Annotated in this window: 16 protein-coding genes; 9 read left to right on the top strand and 7 right to left on the bottom strand. The window is 71.3% G+C overall.

What is annotated here, in order from left to right; translation table 11 throughout:
- Positions 1-48 precede the first annotated feature (48 nt).
- The 6 genes from ACZ5TL_RS00750 (at position 49) to ACZ5TL_RS00725 (ending at position 8,544) form a co-directional block, all read left to right on the top strand.
- Entirely contained in the window at positions 49-789 is a 741-nt protein-coding gene (locus ACZ5TL_RS00750; RefSeq protein WP_468586248.1) for a response regulator transcription factor, read from the top strand.
- Positions 786-2,387, top strand: coding sequence for a sensor histidine kinase (locus tag ACZ5TL_RS00745; RefSeq protein WP_468586246.1), 1,602 nt, complete (start codon positions 786-788; stop codon positions 2,385-2,387). The genes ACZ5TL_RS00750 and ACZ5TL_RS00745 overlap by 4 nt, the downstream gene beginning before the upstream one ends.
- 14 nt (positions 2,388-2,401) lie before the next feature.
- The gene (locus ACZ5TL_RS00740) at positions 2,402-3,868 is read left to right on the top strand and encodes a bifunctional glycosyltransferase family 2/GtrA family protein (protein WP_468586244.1); all 1,467 of its coding nucleotides are present in this window, start codon (positions 2,402-2,404) and stop codon (positions 3,866-3,868) included.
- On the top strand, positions 3,865-5,958 hold the full coding sequence (locus ACZ5TL_RS00735; RefSeq protein ID WP_468586242.1) for a glycosyltransferase family 39 protein: 2,094 nt from the start codon (positions 3,865-3,867) through the stop codon (positions 5,956-5,958). Before ACZ5TL_RS00740 ends, ACZ5TL_RS00735 begins: the two co-directional genes overlap by 4 nt.
- A gap of 97 nt (positions 5,959-6,055) precedes the next feature.
- Positions 6,056-7,552 carry an MFS transporter gene (locus ACZ5TL_RS00730; RefSeq protein WP_468586240.1) on the top strand — a complete coding sequence of 499 codons (1,497 nt, stop codon included), beginning with the start codon at positions 6,056-6,058 and terminating at the stop codon, positions 7,550-7,552.
- 164 nt (positions 7,553-7,716) lie between these two features.
- Positions 7,717-8,544: a TetR/AcrR family transcriptional regulator gene (locus tag ACZ5TL_RS00725; protein ID WP_468586238.1), complete on the top strand. Its 828-nt coding sequence runs from the start codon at positions 7,717-7,719 to the stop codon at positions 8,542-8,544.
- Here the strand turns inward: ACZ5TL_RS00725 and ACZ5TL_RS00720 are convergent.
- Positions 8,477-8,947 (bottom strand): PPOX class F420-dependent oxidoreductase, encoded by a 471-nt coding sequence (locus tag ACZ5TL_RS00720; RefSeq protein WP_468586236.1) that lies wholly within the window; start codon positions 8,945-8,947, stop codon positions 8,477-8,479. The genes ACZ5TL_RS00725 and ACZ5TL_RS00720 overlap by 68 nt on opposite strands.
- 10 nt (positions 8,948-8,957) lie before the next feature.
- Positions 8,958-9,320 carry an STAS domain-containing protein gene (locus tag ACZ5TL_RS00715; RefSeq protein ID WP_468586235.1) on the bottom strand — a complete coding sequence of 121 codons (363 nt, stop codon included), beginning with the start codon at positions 9,318-9,320 and terminating at the stop codon, positions 8,958-8,960.
- Between the two features lie 206 nt (positions 9,321-9,526).
- On the opposite strand from ACZ5TL_RS00715, the gene ACZ5TL_RS00710 reads away from it, so the two are divergent.
- The gene (locus ACZ5TL_RS00710) at positions 9,527-10,249 is read left to right on the top strand and encodes an ANTAR domain-containing protein (protein ID WP_468586233.1); all 723 of its coding nucleotides are present in this window, start codon (positions 9,527-9,529) and stop codon (positions 10,247-10,249) included.
- Between the two features lie 57 nt (positions 10,250-10,306).
- Positions 10,307-11,008 carry an ANTAR domain-containing protein gene (locus ACZ5TL_RS00705; RefSeq protein WP_468586231.1) on the top strand — a complete coding sequence of 234 codons (702 nt, stop codon included), beginning with the start codon at positions 10,307-10,309 and terminating at the stop codon, positions 11,006-11,008.
- Here ACZ5TL_RS00705 and ACZ5TL_RS00700 read toward each other — a convergent pair.
- From ACZ5TL_RS00700 to ACZ5TL_RS00690, 3 genes are all read right to left on the bottom strand, one after another.
- Positions 10,991-11,812, bottom strand: coding sequence for a YceI family protein (locus tag ACZ5TL_RS00700; protein ID WP_468586229.1), 822 nt, complete (start codon positions 11,810-11,812; stop codon positions 10,991-10,993). The two genes, ACZ5TL_RS00705 and ACZ5TL_RS00700, sit on opposite strands and share 18 nt — an antisense overlap.
- Positions 11,813-11,899: 87 nt before the next feature.
- A complete protein-coding gene (locus ACZ5TL_RS00695) occupies positions 11,900-14,338 on the bottom strand; it encodes an MFS transporter (protein WP_468587056.1) in 2,439 nt (812 codons plus the stop codon).
- A gap of 97 nt (positions 14,339-14,435) precedes the next feature.
- Positions 14,436-14,924: a MarR family winged helix-turn-helix transcriptional regulator gene (locus ACZ5TL_RS00690; RefSeq protein ID WP_468586227.1), complete on the bottom strand. Its 489-nt coding sequence runs from the start codon at positions 14,922-14,924 to the stop codon at positions 14,436-14,438.
- 216 nt (positions 14,925-15,140) lie between these two features.
- Here ACZ5TL_RS00690 and ACZ5TL_RS00685 point away from each other — a divergent pair, with 216 nt between their 5' ends.
- Positions 15,141-15,338, top strand: coding sequence for a hypothetical protein (locus ACZ5TL_RS00685; protein ID WP_468586225.1), 198 nt, complete (start codon positions 15,141-15,143; stop codon positions 15,336-15,338).
- A gap of 460 nt (positions 15,339-15,798) precedes the next feature.
- Here ACZ5TL_RS00685 and ACZ5TL_RS00680 read toward each other — a convergent pair whose 3' ends face one another.
- Together ACZ5TL_RS00680 and ACZ5TL_RS00675 are read right to left on the bottom strand one after the other, a co-directional pair.
- Positions 15,799-16,701, bottom strand: a complete 903-nt coding sequence (locus ACZ5TL_RS00680; RefSeq protein WP_468586223.1) for an RNA polymerase sigma factor SigF — start codon at positions 16,699-16,701, stop codon at positions 15,799-15,801.
- A gap of 334 nt (positions 16,702-17,035) precedes the next feature.
- Complete coding sequence (locus ACZ5TL_RS00675) at positions 17,036-17,929, bottom strand: RNA polymerase sigma factor SigF (RefSeq protein ID WP_468586221.1); 894 nt, start codon at positions 17,927-17,929, stop codon at positions 17,036-17,038.
- Positions 17,930-18,132 lie beyond the last annotated feature (203 nt).

Raw genomic sequence — 18,132 nt, 5'->3', positions numbered from 1 at the left:
ACAGGGTGTGGAAAGGACGCTCTCAGAGCTTCTCGACATCGTGTTCACATGACCACGACCTCGCCCCAGGGGCGCACCGAACTGCTGAGGCCGGACGGGAGCCCCGTCCGGGTGCTTGTGGTGGATGACGAGATGTCGATCACCGAGCTGCTGTCCATGGCCCTTCGCTATGAGGGATGGCAGATCCGCAGTGTCGGCGACGGCACCGGCGCCCTCCAGGCCGCCCGCGACTTCCGGCCCGACGCCGTCGTCCTCGACATGATGCTGCCCGACATGGACGGGCTGGCCGTGCTCGGACGGCTGCGGCGGGAGTTGCCGGACGTGCCCGTGCTGTTCCTGACCGCCAAGGACGCCGTCGAGGACCGGATCGCCGGGCTCACCGCCGGTGGGGACGACTACGTCACCAAGCCGTTCAGCCTGGAGGAGGTCGTCGCGCGGCTGCGCGGGCTGATCCGGAGGTCCGGTGCGGCCGACCGGCGGTCGGACTCCACGCTGGTCGTCGGCGACCTCACGCTCGACGAGGACAGCCACGAGGTGACCCGGGCCGGCGACAACATCCACCTGACCGCGACCGAGTTCGAGCTGCTGCGGTTCCTGATGCGCAATCCGCGGCGCGTGCTCAGCAAGGCGCAGATCCTCGACCGTGTCTGGTCGTACGACTTCGGCGGGCAGGCCAATGTCGTCGAGCTCTACATCTCGTATCTGCGGCGGAAGATCGACGCGGGGCGGGAGCCGATGATCCACACCCGGCGGGGTGCCGGGTACCTGATCAAGCCCGCGGCGTCATGAGCGGGCGGCGACGGCCGCGTACGCAGCAGCAGGCAGGCGGGCAGCGAGCAGGCAAACCACGCACGCTGCGGACGAGGCTCGTCGTCGCGTCCGTGGTGCTGATCGCCGTGGTGTGCGCGGTGATCGGGACCGTGACGACGCTCGCTCTCAGGTCCCATCTGTACGAGCAACTGGACGGGCAGGTCGAGGACACGGGCAAGCGTCTGTCGGTGCCCGTGAATCCCGGTGGTGGAAACGACACCGACTCGACGGACAGGATCACGGGCTTCATCGAGGGACCGGCGCTGCCGGAGACCATCGCCGCCGAGGTCGCCGCCGACGGCACGCTCACCCAGGCGGTCTTCGCCCGGGAGGCCTCCAACGACAACGGCCCCTTCCAGCGGAACTCGCCCGTCGACCTCACCGACGAGCAGAAGGCCGCCCTCGCCGAGGTGCCGACCACGGGCACGCACACCGTCGACATCCCCGACCTCGGCGAGTACCGCGTGCGGTACGTCGACGGGCTCGACGGAGGCAACTACTACGTGGCCCTGCCGACCGAGTCGGTCAACAGCACCATCAACACCCTCATCCTCGTCGAGGTGAGCGTCACCGGCGCCGGACTGGTCGCCGCCGCCATCGCCGGCTCCGTCCTCATCGGCGTGGCCACCCGACCCCTCCGCCGCGTCGCCGCCACCGCCACCCGGGTCTCCGAACTGCCCCTCCACACCGGCGAGGTGAACCTCAGCGAGCGCGTGCCCGACTCCGAGACCGATCCGCACACCGAGGTCGGGCAGGTCGGGGCCGCGCTCAACCGGATGCTCGATCACGTCCACGGCGCGCTGCACGCACGGCAGCAGAGCGAGACGCGCGTGCGGCAGTTCGTCGCCGACGCCAGTCACGAGCTGCGCACACCCCTCGCCTCCATCCGCGGGTACGCCGAGCTGACCCGGCGCGGCAGAGAGCAGGTCGGCCCCGACACGCGGCACGCCCTCGGGCGCATCGAGTCCGAGGCCGGCCGTATGACGCTGCTCGTCGAAGACCTGCTGCTGCTCGCCCGGCTGGACGCCGGCCGGCCCCTGCGGTTCGAGGAGACCGATCTCGTACCGCTCGTGGTGGACACCATCAGCGACGCCCGCGCGGCCGGACAGGACCACAGCTGGCGCCTCGACCTGCCCGACGAGCCCGCGCTCGTGGCGGCGGACACGGCCCGGCTGCAACAGGTCCTCGTCAACCTGCTCGGCAACGCCCGCACCCACACGCCACCCGGCACGACCGTCACCGCCCGCGTCCGGCGGCGCGGCACCTCCCTGTGCGTGGACGTCGAGGACAACGGGCAGGGCATCCCCGCCGAGTTGCTGCCGCACGTCTTCGAACGCTTCGCGCGTGGCGACTCCGCGCGGTCCCGCGCCACCGGCTCGACCGGCCTCGGCCTCGCCATCGTGCAGGCCGTGGTGACCGCGCACGGCGGTACCGTGACCGTCGACAGCGTGCCCGGGCGGACCGTGTTCACGGTGCACCTGCCCGCGTCGGCGCCCTCACCGCAGCCGGAAATGAGCCGGCAACAGCACTCACAGGCACACCACAGCGTCACCACACGGGCACGACAGGGCGCCTGACGAAAGTCGGTTCCATGCGAACCGACTCTTCTCCCGGCACCCTGCCGGCGCGGGAGCACCTCCCGGCCGCACCAGCCGGTACGCCTGTCCTGGACGTAGTGATCCCCGTCCACAACGAGGAGAAGGACCTCCAGCCGTGCGTCCGCAGACTGCACGAGCACCTCGCCCGCACGTTCCCGTACGCGTTCCGCATCACGATCGCGGACAACGCCTCCACGGACACCACCCCGCGGGTGGCGGCACGGCTGGCGGCGGAGATCCCCGAGGTCACCACCTTCCGCCTGGAGCAGAAGGGCCGCGGCCGGGCCCTGCGGGCCGTCTGGTCGGCCTCGGACGCCCCCGTCCTCGCCTACATGGACGTGGACCTGTCCACCGACCTAAACGCCCTGCTCCCGCTGGTGGCGCCGCTGATCTCCGGCCACTCGGACCTGGCGATCGGCTCCCGGCTGGCCCGCAGCTCCCGCGTGGTGCGCGGCCCCAAGCGGGAGTTCATCAGCCGGGCCTACAACCTCATCCTGCGCGGCTCGCTCCAGGCCCGCTTCTCGGACGCCCAGTGCGGGTTCAAGGCGATCCGCCGTGACGTGGCGCAGGCGCTGCTGCCCCTGGTCGAGGACACCGGCTGGTTCTTCGACACCGAGATGCTGGTGCTCGCCGAGCGCGCGGGTCTGCGGATCCACGAGGTGCCGGTCGACTGGGTCGACGACCCCGACTCGACCGTGCACATCGTCAAGACCGCGACCGACGACCTCAAGGGCGTGTGGCGGGTCGCCAGGGCCCTGGCCACCGGTTCGCTGCCGCTGGACCGGCTCACCCGGCCGTTCGGCGACGACCCCCGCGACCGCGAGATCCAGGACGTGCCGACGGGCCTGGCCCGCCAGCTCGTCGGGTTCTGCGTGGTCGGCGGCCTGTCCACCCTCTTCTACCTGCTCCTCTACAGCGGCTTCCGCGTCTTCACCGGCTCCCAGACCGCCAACGCCCTCGCCCTGCTGGTGTCCGCGATCGCCAACACCGCGGCCAACCGGCGGCTCACCTTCGGGGTCCGCGGGCGCGGCGGGGCCGTACGGCACCAGGCGCAGGGCCTGATCGTCTTCGCCATCGGGCTCGCCCTGACCAGCGGCTCGCTCGCCGCGCTCAACGCGGCCACCTCCGAGCCCGCCCACTCCACCGAGCTGGCCGTCCTCATCGCCGCCAACCTCGCGGCGACCGTGCTGCGCTTCCTGCTCTTCCGCGCGTGGGTCTTCCCCGACCGGCGCGACGAGCAGGAGCCCCCCGCCACCGTCGACGCGTCCGGCCCGCGCCACGCGCCCGGCCCGCGCCACGCGTACGGCCCGCTCCCGCAGCGGCCGGCCGAGCGGCGGTACGCCCCGTACGACACGACCCGGTTCCGCGCCGGTGACGCCGCGGACCGCACCTCGAGGGACGCCACCGTGCAACTCCAGCCGGTACGCCCGGCCGACACCGACCCGAGGAACGCCCGATGACGACGTACTCAGAAGAGAGAACCCGCGAGACGGGCCCGAGCCCCTCGACCTGGGAGCGCCCCGGCGAGGCACCCCCGCCGCCCCCCGCCTCGAAGCCGCCCTTCCCGCGGCGACTGTGGCGCGGCCGGCCCGAGGACCCCCGCTGGGCCCGCCCGGCCTTCCTCGCCCTGCTGCTCGCGACCTCCCTGCTCTACCTGTACAACCTGAGCGCCTCCGGCTACGCCAACTCCTTCTACTCCGCGGCCGTACAGGCGGGCAGCCAGTCCTGGAAGGCCTTCTTCTTCGGCTCGCTGGACGCGGCGAACGCCATCACCGTCGACAAGCCCCCGGCCGCGCTGTGGCCGATGGCCCTGTCCGTGCGGCTCTTCGGCCTCAGCTCCTGGGCGATCCTCGTCCCCGAGGTCCTCATGGGCGTCGGTACGGTCGCCGTCGTCCACGCCTCCGTCCGCCGCCGGTTCAGCCCCGCGGCCGGGCTGATCGCGGGCGCGGTGCTCGCACTCACCCCCGTCGCGGCGCTGATGTTCCGCTTCAACAACCCGGACGCGATGCTGGCCCTGCTGATGGCCGTGGCCTGCTACCTCGTCATCCGCGCGCTGGAGGACGGCCGCACCAAGTGGCTGCTGTGGGCCGGTGCCGCGATCGGACTCGCCTTCCTCGCCAAGACCCTCCAGGCCTTCCTGATCCTGCCGGCGCTCGCCCTCGTCCACGGCGTCTGCGCCCCGGTCACGGTGAAGAAGCGGATCGGGCAGCTGGCCGCCGCCCTGGCCGCGATCGTCGTCTCCGGCGGCTGGTGGGTCGCGATCGTCGAACTCTGGCCCGCCTCCTCCCGCCCGTACATCGGCGGCTCGCAGGGCAACAGCTTCCTGGAGCTGACCTTCGGCTACAACGGCCTCGGCCGGCTGAACGGCGAGGAGACCGGCAGCGTCGGCGGTGGCGGCGGTGGCGGCGGCAACTGGGGCGAGACCGGCTGGGACCGGCTGTTCAGCTCCTCCATCGGCGGCCAGATCTCCTGGCTCATCCCGGCCACGCTGATCCTGCTCGTCGCGGCGCTGGTGGCCACGCGCAAGGCGAAGCGCACGTCGGTGACCCGCGGTTCGTTCCTCGTGTGGGGCGGCGCGCTGCTCACGACCATGCTGGTCTTCAGCTACATGCAGGGCATCTTCCACGAGTACTACACGGTGGCCCTCGCCCCCTACGTCGCCCCGCTGACCGGCATGGGCGTGGCGCTGCTCTGGGAGAAGCGGGACAAGGCGTGGGCCTCCCTGACCCTGGCCGCCGCGATGACGGCGACCGCGGCCTGGGGCTACGTCCTGCTCAACCGCTCCTCCGACTACCTGCCCTGGCTGAAGTGGTTCGTCCTGGCCGGCGGCCTGACGGCGGCCCTCGGCCTGATCTTCGCCGGGCGGCTGGGGCGCCGACTGGCCCTGGGGGCGGCCGGGCTGGGTCTCGTGGCGGCACTGGCGGGACCGGCGGCGTACACGCTCACCACGGTGAACGAGGGGCACACCGGCTCGATCGTCACGGCGGGACCGGCGGTCGCGGGCGGCCGCGGCGCTCCGGGCGGCGGTGGTGGCCCCGGCGGCGGCTTCCCGGACGGGGGCCAGAACCAGCAGAACCAGCAGGATCAGCAGGGCTTCCCCGGCGGCGGCATGCCGGGCCAGAACCAGCAGGGCCAGAACCAGCAGAACGGTGACGGCGGCGGTGGCGGCATGGGCGGCCTGCTCAACGGCGCCGGCGTCAGCTCCGAGGCCAAGGAGCTGCTGGAGGCCGACGCCGGTCAGTACACCTGGGCCGCGGCGGCCATCGGCGCCCAGAACGCGGCGAGTTACCAGCTGTCCACCGGGGAACCGGTGATGGCCATCGGCGGCTTCAACGGCACGGACCCGTCCCCGACGCTCGCCCAGTTCAAGGAGTACGTGGCCGAAGGGAAGATCCACTACTTCATCGCCTCCGGCGGCATGGGCGGCGGCCCGGGCGGCAGCACCGACAGCACGTCCTCCCAGATCACCTCCTGGGCCGAGGCCAACTTCGAGAAGATCACGGTCGGTTCGTCCACCTTCTACGACCTCACCCAGCAGGCGAGCGGCTGACACTTCCCTCCAGGGGAGAAGGGCGGTGGCCGGGAGCCACCGCCCTTCTCCGGAACTTCGTTGTACGCCGTACGGGAACTGTTCTACGGTGTATAGCATGACCACGTCCCCCCAGGAAGCGGCCCCGCCGCAGACGGTGCGCGCAGCCCATCCCCAACGCTGGCTGATCCTCGGTGTCATCTGCCTCGCGCAGCTCACCGTGCTGCTCGACAACACGATCCTGAACGTGGCGATCCCCTCGCTCACCCGCGAGATGAACGCCTCGACCGCGGACGTCCAGTGGATGATGAACGCGTACTCGCTGGTGCAGTCCGGCCTGCTGCTCACCGCGGGCAACTCCGCCGACCGCTACGGCCGCAAGCTGATGCTGATGTCGGGCCTCGCGATCTTCGGCGTGGGCTCCCTGGCGGCCGGCCTGTCCCAGAGCCCGGCCCAGCTGATCGCGGCCCGGGCGGGCATGGGCGTCGGCGGTGCGCTGCTGATGACCACGACGCTCGCGGTCGTCGTGCAGATCTTCGACGACAGGGAGCGCGTGAAGGCCATCGCGCTCTGGTCGACGGTCAGTTCGCTCGGGTTCGCGGCCGGGCCGCTGATCGGCGGTGTGATGCTGAACCACTTCTGGTGGGGCGCGATCTTCCTGATCAACATCCCGGTCGTGCTGCTCGGCCTGGTCGCGGTCGCCGCGCTCGTGCCGGAGTCCAGGCACAAGGCGGGCGACCGGCCCGACCTGGTCGGCGCGGTGCTGTCGACGATCGGCATGACGTCCGTCGTGTACGCGATCATCACCGGCCCCGAACACGGCTGGACGTCCGGGCAGGTACTGGTCTCCGCGCTGATCGGCCTGATCGTCCTCGGCCTGTTCGTGCTGTGGGAGCTGAGCACCGAGCATCCGATGCTCGACATGCACTTCTTCCGCAACCAGAGGTTCGTGGGCGCGGTCGCGGGCGCGATCCTCGTGGCGTTCGGCATGACGGGGTCGCTGTTCCTGCTCACCCAGCATCTGCAGTTCGTGCTCGGCTACGAGCCGTTGGACGCGGGTCTGCGGACGGCGCCGCTGGCGTTGACCGTGGTCGCGCTCAACTTCACGGGGGTCGGGGCGAAGCTGGTGCTGCGGGTGGGGACGCCGGGGGCCATCGCGCTCGGTATGACCCTGGTGTCCGCGGGGCTCGCGGCGATCGCGCTGCTCGGCGGGCACGGGTACGGGGGCATGCTGCTCGGCCTGGTCGTCATGGGCGCGGGTGTGGCGTTGTCCATGCCGGCCATGGCCAACGCGATCATGGGGGCGATACCGCCGGAGAAGGCGGGTGTGGGGGCCGGGATCAACGGCACGCTCGCGGAGTTCGGGAACGGGCTCGGTGTCGCCGTCCTCGGTGCCGTGCTCAACTCCCGGTTCGCCTCCCTGGTCGCCGTGTCCGCGGCGTCGTTGCCGGCGGCGCTGGCCGCGGCCGGCAGCGCTGAGGAGAGGGCGCGCATCTCCGACGCGTTCGCCTCCGGGCTGGAGACCAGTCAGCTGGTGGGGGCGGTGGCCGTGCTGGCCGGCGGATGGGTGGCGGCGGCGTTGCTGCGGCGGGCTGAGCGGGCAGAGTCCGCCTGAGGGCTCGGGTTGCCGGGTAGCGGGGTTGCCGGGTAGCGGGCTGCTGTCGATCGTTCGCTCTGGTCGCGCCCACGCGGCGGAGCCGCAGGTCGGCACAGCGCCGCGCCCCCGGCAGGGGAGCCCTACTAGCATGACCGGCATCAGCACAGTCAGGAAGGTGCGCCATGGCGAAGGCAGCCGAGAAGGCCGCGCGGTCCAGCGTCTGGCTGGAAGGCACAGCGCACCGGCGGCGCGGTGGAGGGCAGCCCTCGGGGCTGGACCGGGCGCGCATCATCGCGGTCACCGTGCGGCTGCTGGACGCCGAGGGGCTGGCCAGGTTCTCGATGCGGCGGCTGGCCGGTGAGCTGAACGTCACCGCGATGTCCGTCTACTGGTACGTCGACACCAAGGACGACCTCCTCGAACTCGCCCTGGACGAGGTCATGGGCGAGGTGCGGCTGCCCGACCCGGACGACGGCGAGGACTGGCGGGACCAGGTGCGGGCGCTCGCGCGGGAGTACCGGACGCTGCTGGTGCGCCACCCCTGGGTGTCCGCGCTGGTCGGCGTCTTCCTCAACATCGGCCCCAACAACCTGGCCTTCTCGCGGGTGGTCCAGCGCGTCGTGCGCAGGACCGGGCTGCCCGCGAAACGCCTGACGGGCGCGATCTCGGCCGTCTTCCAGTTCGTCTACGGCTACGGCACCCTGGAGGGCCATCTCGGCGCCCGGGCCGCGGCCGGCGGCATGACCCTGGACGAGTACTTCCAGCAGGCCCTGAGCACGGTGACCGACGCCCCGCAGGCCGCCGACGTCCTCCAGGAGTCCCAGGAGATCATGGCGGCGCGCGGCGGCGACACGGTCGCCGAGATGTTGGAGCGGGACTTCGAGTTCGCGATGGAACTGCTGATCGCGGGCATCGATGCGATGACCGCCCGCGAACGAGGGGCTACTCCCCCTCGACCAGCCGCGCCGGGAACCCGCCCGTCGCCACCGGCCCCCACCGCTCCGGAGTGATCCGGATGATCGACTTGCCCTGCCTGACCATGGCCGCGCGGTACTCGTCCCAGTCGGGGTGCTCCCCGGAGATGTTCCGGTAGTACTCCACGAGCGGCTCGACGGAGTCGGGTGCGTCGACGACCTCGGCGGTGCCGTCGATCTGGACCCAGGGTCCGTTCCAGTCGTCGCTGAGCACGAGCAGGCTCACGCGCGGGTCCCGCTTGGCGTTGCGGGTCTTGGCGCGCTCCGGGTACGTGGAGACCACGATCCGGCCGGAGTCGTCGACGCCGCAGGTCAGCGGGGAGCCCTGGGGGCCGCCGTCGGACCGCCGGGTCAGCAGGACCGCGTGGTGCCGGGGCCGTACGAAGTCGAGCAACTCGTCCAGGGAGACGCGGGTGTTCGTCGCGATGTTCGGTGCCATGCCCGGCAGCCTACGACGCCAGCGCCTCCGCGAGGCTGTCGTACACGGGGACGTCCCGGCGCACGCCGGTCACCTGCAGGACGCGGCGTGCGACGCCGTCCGGACGGGCCACCAGGCGCACCCGGGCCCCGGGGCGCAGCCGGTGCCGTATGTCGTTGATGAGGCGGATGCCCTGGGAGTCCATGAAGGACGTCGTGGTCAGGTCCAGGACGAGGACCTCCAGCCGGTCCCCTCGCTCCTGAGCCGCGGACATGATGTGCGGCAGCAGCTCCGCGGCGTTGCAGAAGTCGATCTCCGCGGGCAGGGTGAGGTGGACGCGGCCGGGCAGGTCGCGGGGTTCTGTGGGATTCGTGAAGAAGGTCACGGCACTCACCTGGCAGACGTTCGTCCGGATTCCGGTAAGGCCGCTTCCTGACCCACGGCTCATTCCATCACGCCGGGTGGCGGCCACGGAAGCGCTGGGCCGGGCCGTCGGCCGGACGTCACTTCGAGGCAACCGAGCAGTTAGAGTGCTGTCCGTCCTGTGCTCGCAGTCGGGAATGTGCTGCGGAGCTCTCCTGCGCACGGCCATGGCCGTGCATGCCGAAGAGGTTCGTGGTGGCTGCGTCCGAGTTTCCTGATTTGCCCCGTTTTCCGGTTGGCGTCGAGCTGGCCGAGGCCCTGACGGTGGCGTCTCAGCAACTGCACGAGACCCTCACGCCGCACAGCACCCTGCGCGCGGCGGTCCGGCTGGCCGTGCACATCATGCCGGGCGCCGAGCACGCCGGCATCTCCGAGATCGAGCGCGGCAGCACGCTCCGCACGCTCGCCTGGACCGACGACGTCGTGCGCTCCGCCGAGGTCCGGCACACCGGCCCGGAACCGCACGGGCACTGGGACCGGTTGTGGAACAGCCCGGTGGCGCGGATAACGGACAGCGAGGCGGACGACGGCTGGGACGTGCTGGCGGCCCTGGGACTGCGCTCGGCGCTGTCGCTGCGGCTGCGCGCCGACCGCCGCCGGCTGACCGTGCTCACGGCCTACGCGCGCAAGCCGGGCGTCTTCGACGAGGACGCGACCCGCGTCGGCCGGCTGTTCACCGCGCACGTCAGCATCGCCCTGGAGTCCGCGACCGTACGCGAGCAGCTGACCGAGGCCATGCACACCCGGGACTTGATCGGCCAGGCCACCGGCATCCTCATGGAACGCCGGGGCATCGACGCGTCGGCGGCCTTCGAGAGCCTGGTGCGGGCCTCCCAGCGGGAGAACGTGAAACTGCGCGATCTCGCCCGCGGGATCGTCGGCGCGCACAACACCCCCTGAGACGAGGTGAATCACGCCAGAGGCGTGTTCGGCCGGCGACGGGATACCTGTACGGTCATGAGTTCCGAGACGTCCGACACGCTGGACCAGGCGATGGTGCGCAGCAGCGGTCTCGACACCCTGCTGCGGGATCTGACCGACCGCGCGGCGCAGGAGGTGCCCGGCGCCGCCGCGTGCAGCATCACGGTGTGCCGCGGCGGGCGGCTGCTCACCCTGGCGGGCAGCGACGGCCTGCCCAGCGGCCTGGACCTGCGCCAGTACGAGAACGGCTCGGGGCCCTGCGTCGACGCCGCCGAGACCGGCGTCGAGCAGTACGCGCCGGACCTGGCGGCGGAGTCCCGCTGGCCGTCGTACACGCGGTACGCGCTGTCCGCGGGCGTCCGCTGCGTGCTGGCGGTGCCGGTCGCCGTGGAGGACGAGAGCGGCGCCGCCATCAACTACTACGGGGTGCGGGCGGAGGAACTGGGCACGGGCCGGGAGACGGCCCGTGCCTTCGCTTCCCGGGCGGGGGACGCGATCAATGTGGCGCTGCGCATCGAGCGCCGGCGGCAGTCCGCGGCCGACGTGCGCACCGCGCTGCTCTCCCGCAGCGTCATCGACCAGGCGATCGGCATCCTCATGGCCCGGGAGCGGGTCGACGCGCGCATCGCGCTGGAGCGGCTGGGCCGGGCCTCGCAGGACCGCAACGTCAAACTGCGTGACCTGTGCGGCCAGTTGGTGGCGAAGGTGTCCGACCCCGGCTCAGGCCGCCGGAAGTGACCCACCCCGCACGGCCTGGATGTCCAGCTCCACCCTGAGCGTGGTGCCGATCGCGGCGATGCCGGCCTGCAGGACCTGGTTGTAGTTCATCGCGAAGTCCTCGCGGCGCAGTTCGGTCGTGGCGCGGAAGGCCGCGCGGGTGCCGCCCCAGGGGTCCGGACCCGTGCCGAGGTAGGCCAGGTCCAGGTCGACCGGTCGTACGACACCGTGCATGCCCAGCTTGCCGTGGACGGTCCACCGGTCGGACCCGGTCGCCGTGAGCCCCGTGGACCGGTAGGTGATCTCGGGGAACCGCTCGACGTCGAGGAAGTCCGGCGACCTCAGGTGCCCGTCGCGCGTGCCGTTGCCCGTGTCGACGGACGCGGCCCGGATCACCGCCTCCACCCGCGACCTGGTGACGTCGTCCGGGGCGATCTCGATCGAGCCGGAGAACTCCGTGAACCGGCCGTGCACGCTGGAGATGCCCAGGTGCTGGGCCACGGCGGCCACGCTGGAGTGCACCGGGTCGACGGTCCACGGCCCCGACGGCGGCAGCTCGGTACCGCCCTGCCGGGCCAGCGTCACCGAGCCGACCTCGGCCCGTTCGCTCGCCGTGACGATCACACTGGAGGCCGCGGGCGCGTACCCCACAGCCGTGACGATGACCGTGTACGCCCCCGGCCGCAGCGGCGTCGCGTCCCACACGGCGCCCTCCGCGTCGGCCTCGGCGCGCAGCACCTGCGCACCGGTCATGTCCGCCACCGTGACGACCGCGTGCGACACGGCCCATCCGTCCCGGGTGCGGATCCTCGCGGTCAGTCCCATCTCACGCAACTCCTCAGAAGGAAACCGGCCCGCGGCAGGGGCGCACCTCCGCTCGAAGCGCGCCCACCGCCACGGGCCGGGGTTCGACTACTCGCCGGGGTGGGCGAGTTCGATGTCGTGGGCGTCGGCGCCGCGGCCCGTCACCGTCAGGGCGGTGGCCACCGGCGGGTAGCCCGTGGCGATGACGGTGTACTCGCCGCCGTCCAGGTCGGTGAAGGCGTACGCCCCGTCCGTCCCGGTCGTGGCCGAGCCGACGACGTTGCCCGCCTGGTCGATCAGCGTCACCCGGGCGTCGGCCAGCGGACCGTGCGGGGCGCGGACGACACCCTGGACGCGGGCTCCCGCCTCCAGGTCGATCTCGACCCGGGTGACCCCGGCACCGCCCACCTCGACGGGCAGGGCGCGCGGCCGGAACCCGGCGGCGTTCACCGCGACGGTCACCGCCCCCGGCACCAGCTCGGCGAAGGAGAACTCGCCCTGCTCGCCGGTGGCCTGGGTGGCCAGCAGGTCCCCGCGCACATCGGTCACGATGACCATCGCGTCCTTCACCGGCTGCGCGTTCCCGGCGGCCCGCACCAGGCCGGTCAGCCCGCTGGTGCCGCTGAGCAGGATGTCGTAGGCGACCGGCTCCGCGTTCACCACGACCGTGGACGCCTGCGGCTGGCAGCCGTCGGCAGAGGCGATCAGGACGTACGACCCGGCGCCCGGGGCGTCCACCGCGTAGGAGCCGTCGGCCCGCGCCACGGACCGGCCCAGCTGGCGCCCGGCCAGCGAGATCAGTGTGACGGCGGCCCGCGGCACGGGCGCGGACTCGGCGCCGCGGACGAATCCGCGGACCGGGACGCCGCCGCCACCCGACGCCGGCTCCTCGGCACGGGCCGCGGTGGCCACGGCGGTGAGCCGCCGCGCGCCCTCGGGCCCGGTCCCGTCGGCGGCACCGGTCCCGTCCACGGCCCAGCCCGGCACGGTCTTCTTCCCGGCGGGAGCCTCCGCGTCGGCGTCGCTGTCGGCGGCCTGCGCCAGCCCGCCCTTCGTCTTCAAGGGGACCTCCTTGATGAACAGCGACACCAGCAGCGCGAGCAGCGCCAGCGGAGCCGAGTAGAGGAACACGTCCGCGACACCGTGGCCGTAGGCGCTCTCCACGACCGTGCGGATCGGCGCGGGCATGGCGTCGAGGTCGGGGATGCCGCCACCGCCCGTGCCGGCGTGGCCGAGGGCCGCGCCCTTCGCTTCGAGACCGGCGAGGCCGTCCTTCACGTAGTCGGTGATCTTGTTGCCCAGGACCGCGCCGAGCGCCGAGACGCCCACCGCACCGCCGAGGGACCGGAAGAAGGTCACCGTGGAGCTCGCGGCACCGAGATCACCCGGCTCCACCTGGTTCTGCGTGCACAGCACCAGGTTCTGCATCATCATGCCGATGCCGAGACCCAGCAGCGCCATGTAGACCGCTATGTGCCAGTACTCGGTGTCGTACCGGATCGTGCCCAGCAGCCCGAGCCCCGCGGTCACCAGCACACCGCCGCCGATCAGCCAGCCCCTCCAGCGTCCGGTCCGGGTGATGACCTGGCCGGAGACGGTGGACGAGAGGAACAGACCCGCGATCATCGGGATCGTCATGACACCGGACATCGTCGGTGACTTGTCCCGGGCCAGCTGGAAGTACTGGCTGAAGAAGACGGTCCCCGCGAACATCGCGACACCGACGAACAGCGAGGCCAGCGACGCCAGCGCGATGGTCCGGTTGCGGAACAGCCGCAGCGGGATGATCGGCTCGCTCGCCTTCGCCTCGATCAGGACGAACAGCGCCAGCAGCACGACCGAGCCGCCGACCATCGCGTACGTCTGCCACGAGCTCCAGTCGTACTTGTCACCGGCGAAGGTGACCCAGACGAGCAGCAGGCAGACGGCCGCCGTGATGAAGAACGCCCCGGCCCAGTCGACCTTGGCCTTCCGCTTCACGACCGGCAGGTGCAGGGTCTTCTGCAGCACGATCAGGGCGATCACGGCGAAGGGCACGCCGACGTAGAAGCACCAGCGCCAGCCGAGCCAGTCGGTGTCGGTGATGACACCGCCGACCAGCGGACCGCCGACCATCGCTGTGGCGAAGACGGCACCCAGGTAGCCGTTGTAACGGCCGCGCTCCCGCGGCGAGATCATCGCCGCCATGATGATCTGGGCCAGTGCCGACAGACCGCCCATTCCGATGCCCTGCACCGCGCGGAAGGTGATGAGCATGCCCGGGTTCCGGGACATGCCGGCCGCCGCCGAGCCCAGCACGAAGACGACCAGGGCGAGCTGGATCAGCAGCTTCTTCGAGAACAGGTCCGCGAGCTTGCCCCACAACGGGGTGGAGGCGGTCATCGTCAGCAGGGACGCGGTCACGACCCAGGTGTAGGCGCTCTGGCCGCCGCCGAGGTCGCCGATGATGCGGGGCAGGGCGTTGGAGACGATCGTCGAGGACAGGATCGCGACGAACATGCCGAGCAGAAGGCCGGTGAGGGCCTCCATGATCTGCCGGTGCGTCATCGGCGCGCCGCCGCCGGAGGAGCCGTGGGAGCCTCCCCCGTGCTTGGCATGAGCCCGCACACCGGCTGGTGTGGTCGTTGCCATGGGCTTCCTTTTCTCACGTGCTTGCGGGTGTACGGGTGGTCTGGTCGAAAGCGGCCGGTGCGGTCCGGCTCCCGGACCGGCAGTCGAAGCTCTCCCGCAGCCGCGCCATCAGGTCCGTCAGCCGGCCGACCTCCTCGTCGGTCCAGTCGCTCAGGCGGTCGGCGAGGACCTCGGTGGTCCGCCGGGACAGCTCGGCGAGCTGTGCGTGGCCCGCGGGCGTGAGGCGCAGGATGCGCGAGCGCTTGTCCGCCGGGTCGGGGGAGCGTTCGATCCAGCCCCGGTCCACGACGTGCGCGACATGGCGGCTGGTGACCGACATGTCCACCGCGAGCAGCTCGGCGAGCTTGCTCATGCGCATGTCGCCATGGCGATCCAGCAGTGTCAGTACGGCCGCCGACCCGCCGGGGCACTCGGCCGGCATGATCCGGCCCAGCTCCCGCTTCACGGCGCCGAAGGCACTGAACTGGCGGACCAGCTCTTCGTACTGCGCCCTCTCGGCCATGGCCCCTCCCACTTTCGTTGCTTAGAGCAACCATAGAAGCCGTTGGTTGCTACAGGCAAATAAAAGAGCGGGGGCACGGTACAAAAACTTGGCAAAGGCAAGTATTGCGACAGTAAACATGCAGGTGGCAAGCCCGGCGGTACGGGTCAGGCGGGACCAAACGGAACGCCAACCCCCACTTGGGGAGCCCCGGCGTTTTCGCTAGGGTCTCGGGCCATGGCTAACAACCAGGCCCCCCAGGGCAATCACGACCCTGCCGGCAGCACCCAGATGTTCCGCGCGTTCGTCGACGAGGCGCCGCAGGGGCGGCAGGCAGCGGCGGCGTCCAGCGGCGGGCCGCGTATCGGTCTCATCCTCGGCGTCGTCGCCGCGATCGCGGTCATCGCGGCGGTGGCTTGGCTGGCGCTGTCCTAACGCGTACGGCGGGTCTCTGGCGGCGCGGTGTGTCGCACAGCCCGGCGTCTTCAGGTCCCCGGCGTTGCAGCGGGGCCGGGTGGGTCCGCACCCCGGCGGAGCGGGCGGGGTGCCGCTGCGCCCACCCTCCCCCAAGCTCTCAGCTCCGCTCGAGCAGGGGGACCCCATCACCCTTAGCGGCACGATTGCCCGCGCCAGGGCAGCCAGCGCCAGGGCGGCCCGCAGCAAGGGAGCTGAGCGGGGCCCCGACGCGCTCGCACCCGCGTACGGCGAGTAGGGGACGTGCCGGGGCGTGTCCACCCGTAGCGGTTGGCGTGTCAACGGGGAGCCAGCCGGCGACCGACCCCATCGCGCCGTTCCGAGGACGGACACCCTCCGGCGCGGCCCCGACTCACACCCGGCGAGAAGGCGCTACGCGCATCCACGCCGAAGCAGCCACGGGCCGCCGCAGGCACCCCACTCAGTCCGAGATCAGACCTTCCCGCAGCTGCGCCAACGTCCGCGTCAGCAGCCGCGAGACGTGCATCTGAGAGATGCCGACCTCCTCGCCGATCTGCGACTGCGTCATGTTCGCGAAGAACCGCAGCATGATGATCCGACGCTCGCGAGGCGGCAGTTTGGCCAGCAGCGGCTTCAGGGACTCCCGGTACTCCACGCCCTCGAGCGCCGTGTCCTCGTACCCCAGCCGGTCCGCCAGCGACCCCTCGCCGCCGTCGTCCTCAGGCGCCGGCGAGTCCAGCGAGGACGCCGTGTAGGCGTTCCCCACCGCCAGCCCGTCGACCACGTCCTCCTCGGACACTCCGAGCACCGACGCGAGTTCGGTCACGGTCGGCGACCGGTCCAGCTTCTGCGAGAGCTCGTCGCTGGCCTTGGTCAGCGCCAGCCGCAGCTCCTGAAGCCGTCGCGGCACCCGCACCGACCAGGACGTGTCCCGGAAGAACCGCTTGATCTCGCCCACGACGGTTGGCATCGCGAACGTGGGGAACTCGACGCCCCGTTCGCAGTCGAACCGGTCGATCGCCTTGATCAGCCCGATCGTGCCGACCTGGACGATGTCCTCCATCGGCTCGTTCCGCGACCGGAAGCGCGCGGCCGCGTACCGCACCAGCGGCAGGTTGAGCTCGATCAGCGTGTCACGGACGTACGCACGCTCGGGGCTGTCCTCGTCGAGCGCGGCCAGCCGCAGGAACAGGGAGCGGGACAGGGTGCGGGTGTCGATGGCCCCCGTGGCCGGAAGAGCCGGGACGGGCTCGGCCGCCAGGGCCGGGACGTCATCGATGGGGCCGAGTGAGTCGAGAGCATGGGGAGCTGTGTCGCTCTCCGCGAGCGTGAGCACCTTCGAGCTGCCCTGTTCTGCGGACATGCCACCCCCTTTGGGTCGCGGGACGGTCGCGGCGAACGCTCCCGTCTGAGGAACGCAGCCTTCACCTGAATACCGGAGCCGGAGCTCCGGCAAACGCGCTTCCCGCAGAATGTCACATGTCGGCAACACGCTGTAGTGACATGTCGACATCTGAGACGCGAATACGCCCTGCAAACAAGGGGTCTGATGGTCTTTCGGCACGCAACTGCCGTGAACGGCTCCGATGGGCGATTCGCTCTCCCCGGTGACCATTCGATCCTGCTTGCGGTTACCCGCCGCCGCCCCCGGCTGCCCCCTCCGCCGCTCCCGGCCGCCCCGACCGACCGCCTCGCGCCTACGCGTCGATCCGGTTCGCCGACCGCAACCGCTGGAAGCTGCGCGCGAGCAATCGCGACACATGCATCTGCGAGACGCCGAGTTCCGCACTGATCTGAGACTGCGTGAGGTTGCTGTAGTACCGCAGCAGCAGGATCCGCTGCTCCCTCTCGGGCAGTTGCACGAGCAGATGCCGTACGAGATCCCGGTGCTCCACGCCGTCAAGCGCGGGGTCCTCGTAGCCGAGCCGGTCCAGCAGTCCCGGCATCCCGTCGCCCTCCTGCGCGGCCTCCAGGGAGGTCGCGTGGTACGAGCGCCCGGCCTCGATGCAGGACAGCACCTCGTCCTCGGTGATGCGCAGCCGCTCGGCGATCTCCGCGGTCGTCGGGGACCGCCCGAAGGCGGTCGTCAGGTCCTCCGTCGCGCTGTTGACCTGCACCCACAGCTCGTGCAGCCGGCGCGGCACGTGGACCGTACGGACGTTGTCCCGGAAGTACCGCTTGATCTCGCCCACGACCGTCGGCATGGCGAACGTCGGGAACTGCACGCCCCGGTCGGGGTCGAAGCGGTCGATGGCGTTGATGAGTCCGATGGTGCCGACCTGGACGACGTCCTCCATCGGCTCGTTGCGGGAGCGAAAACGGGCGGCGGCGTAGCGCACGAGCGGGAGATTGGCCTCGATGAGCGCCCCACGCACGCGGTCGTGCTCCGGCGTGCCCGGCTGGAGCTCCTTGAGCTGCGCGAAGAGGACCTGCGTGAGGGCGCGGGTGTCGGCGCCGCGGCTCCGCTGCGGGGCGGCTTCCGAGGTGGGTGCCTGAGGTGCGGCTTCCGAGGTGGGTGCCTGAGGTGCGGTACTGGCCAGCACGGTCAACTCCACCTCGTCGTTGTTCAACTCATTCGTCAACTCTTCCATCAAAAGCGGTCATAGCATCACAAGACATGTGCACTGTGTGCAAGCACCGCATAACTACGTGTTGAGGAATGAATGCCGCACAAATCGACTCGGGGGGGGGGGGGGAGGAAACCCCCCACCAACAAAGACGCGCCCCCCACCCCCCCATGCTCAACCCACAACCCCACCCCCCCCTCCCCACCCAACCCGAAACCCCCCCACAC

This window comes from Streptomyces sp. NPDC033136 (assembly GCF_055578235.1).
The sequence above is the reverse complement of the archived record's forward strand: the minus strand, read 5'-3'. Positions and strand labels throughout refer to the sequence as shown.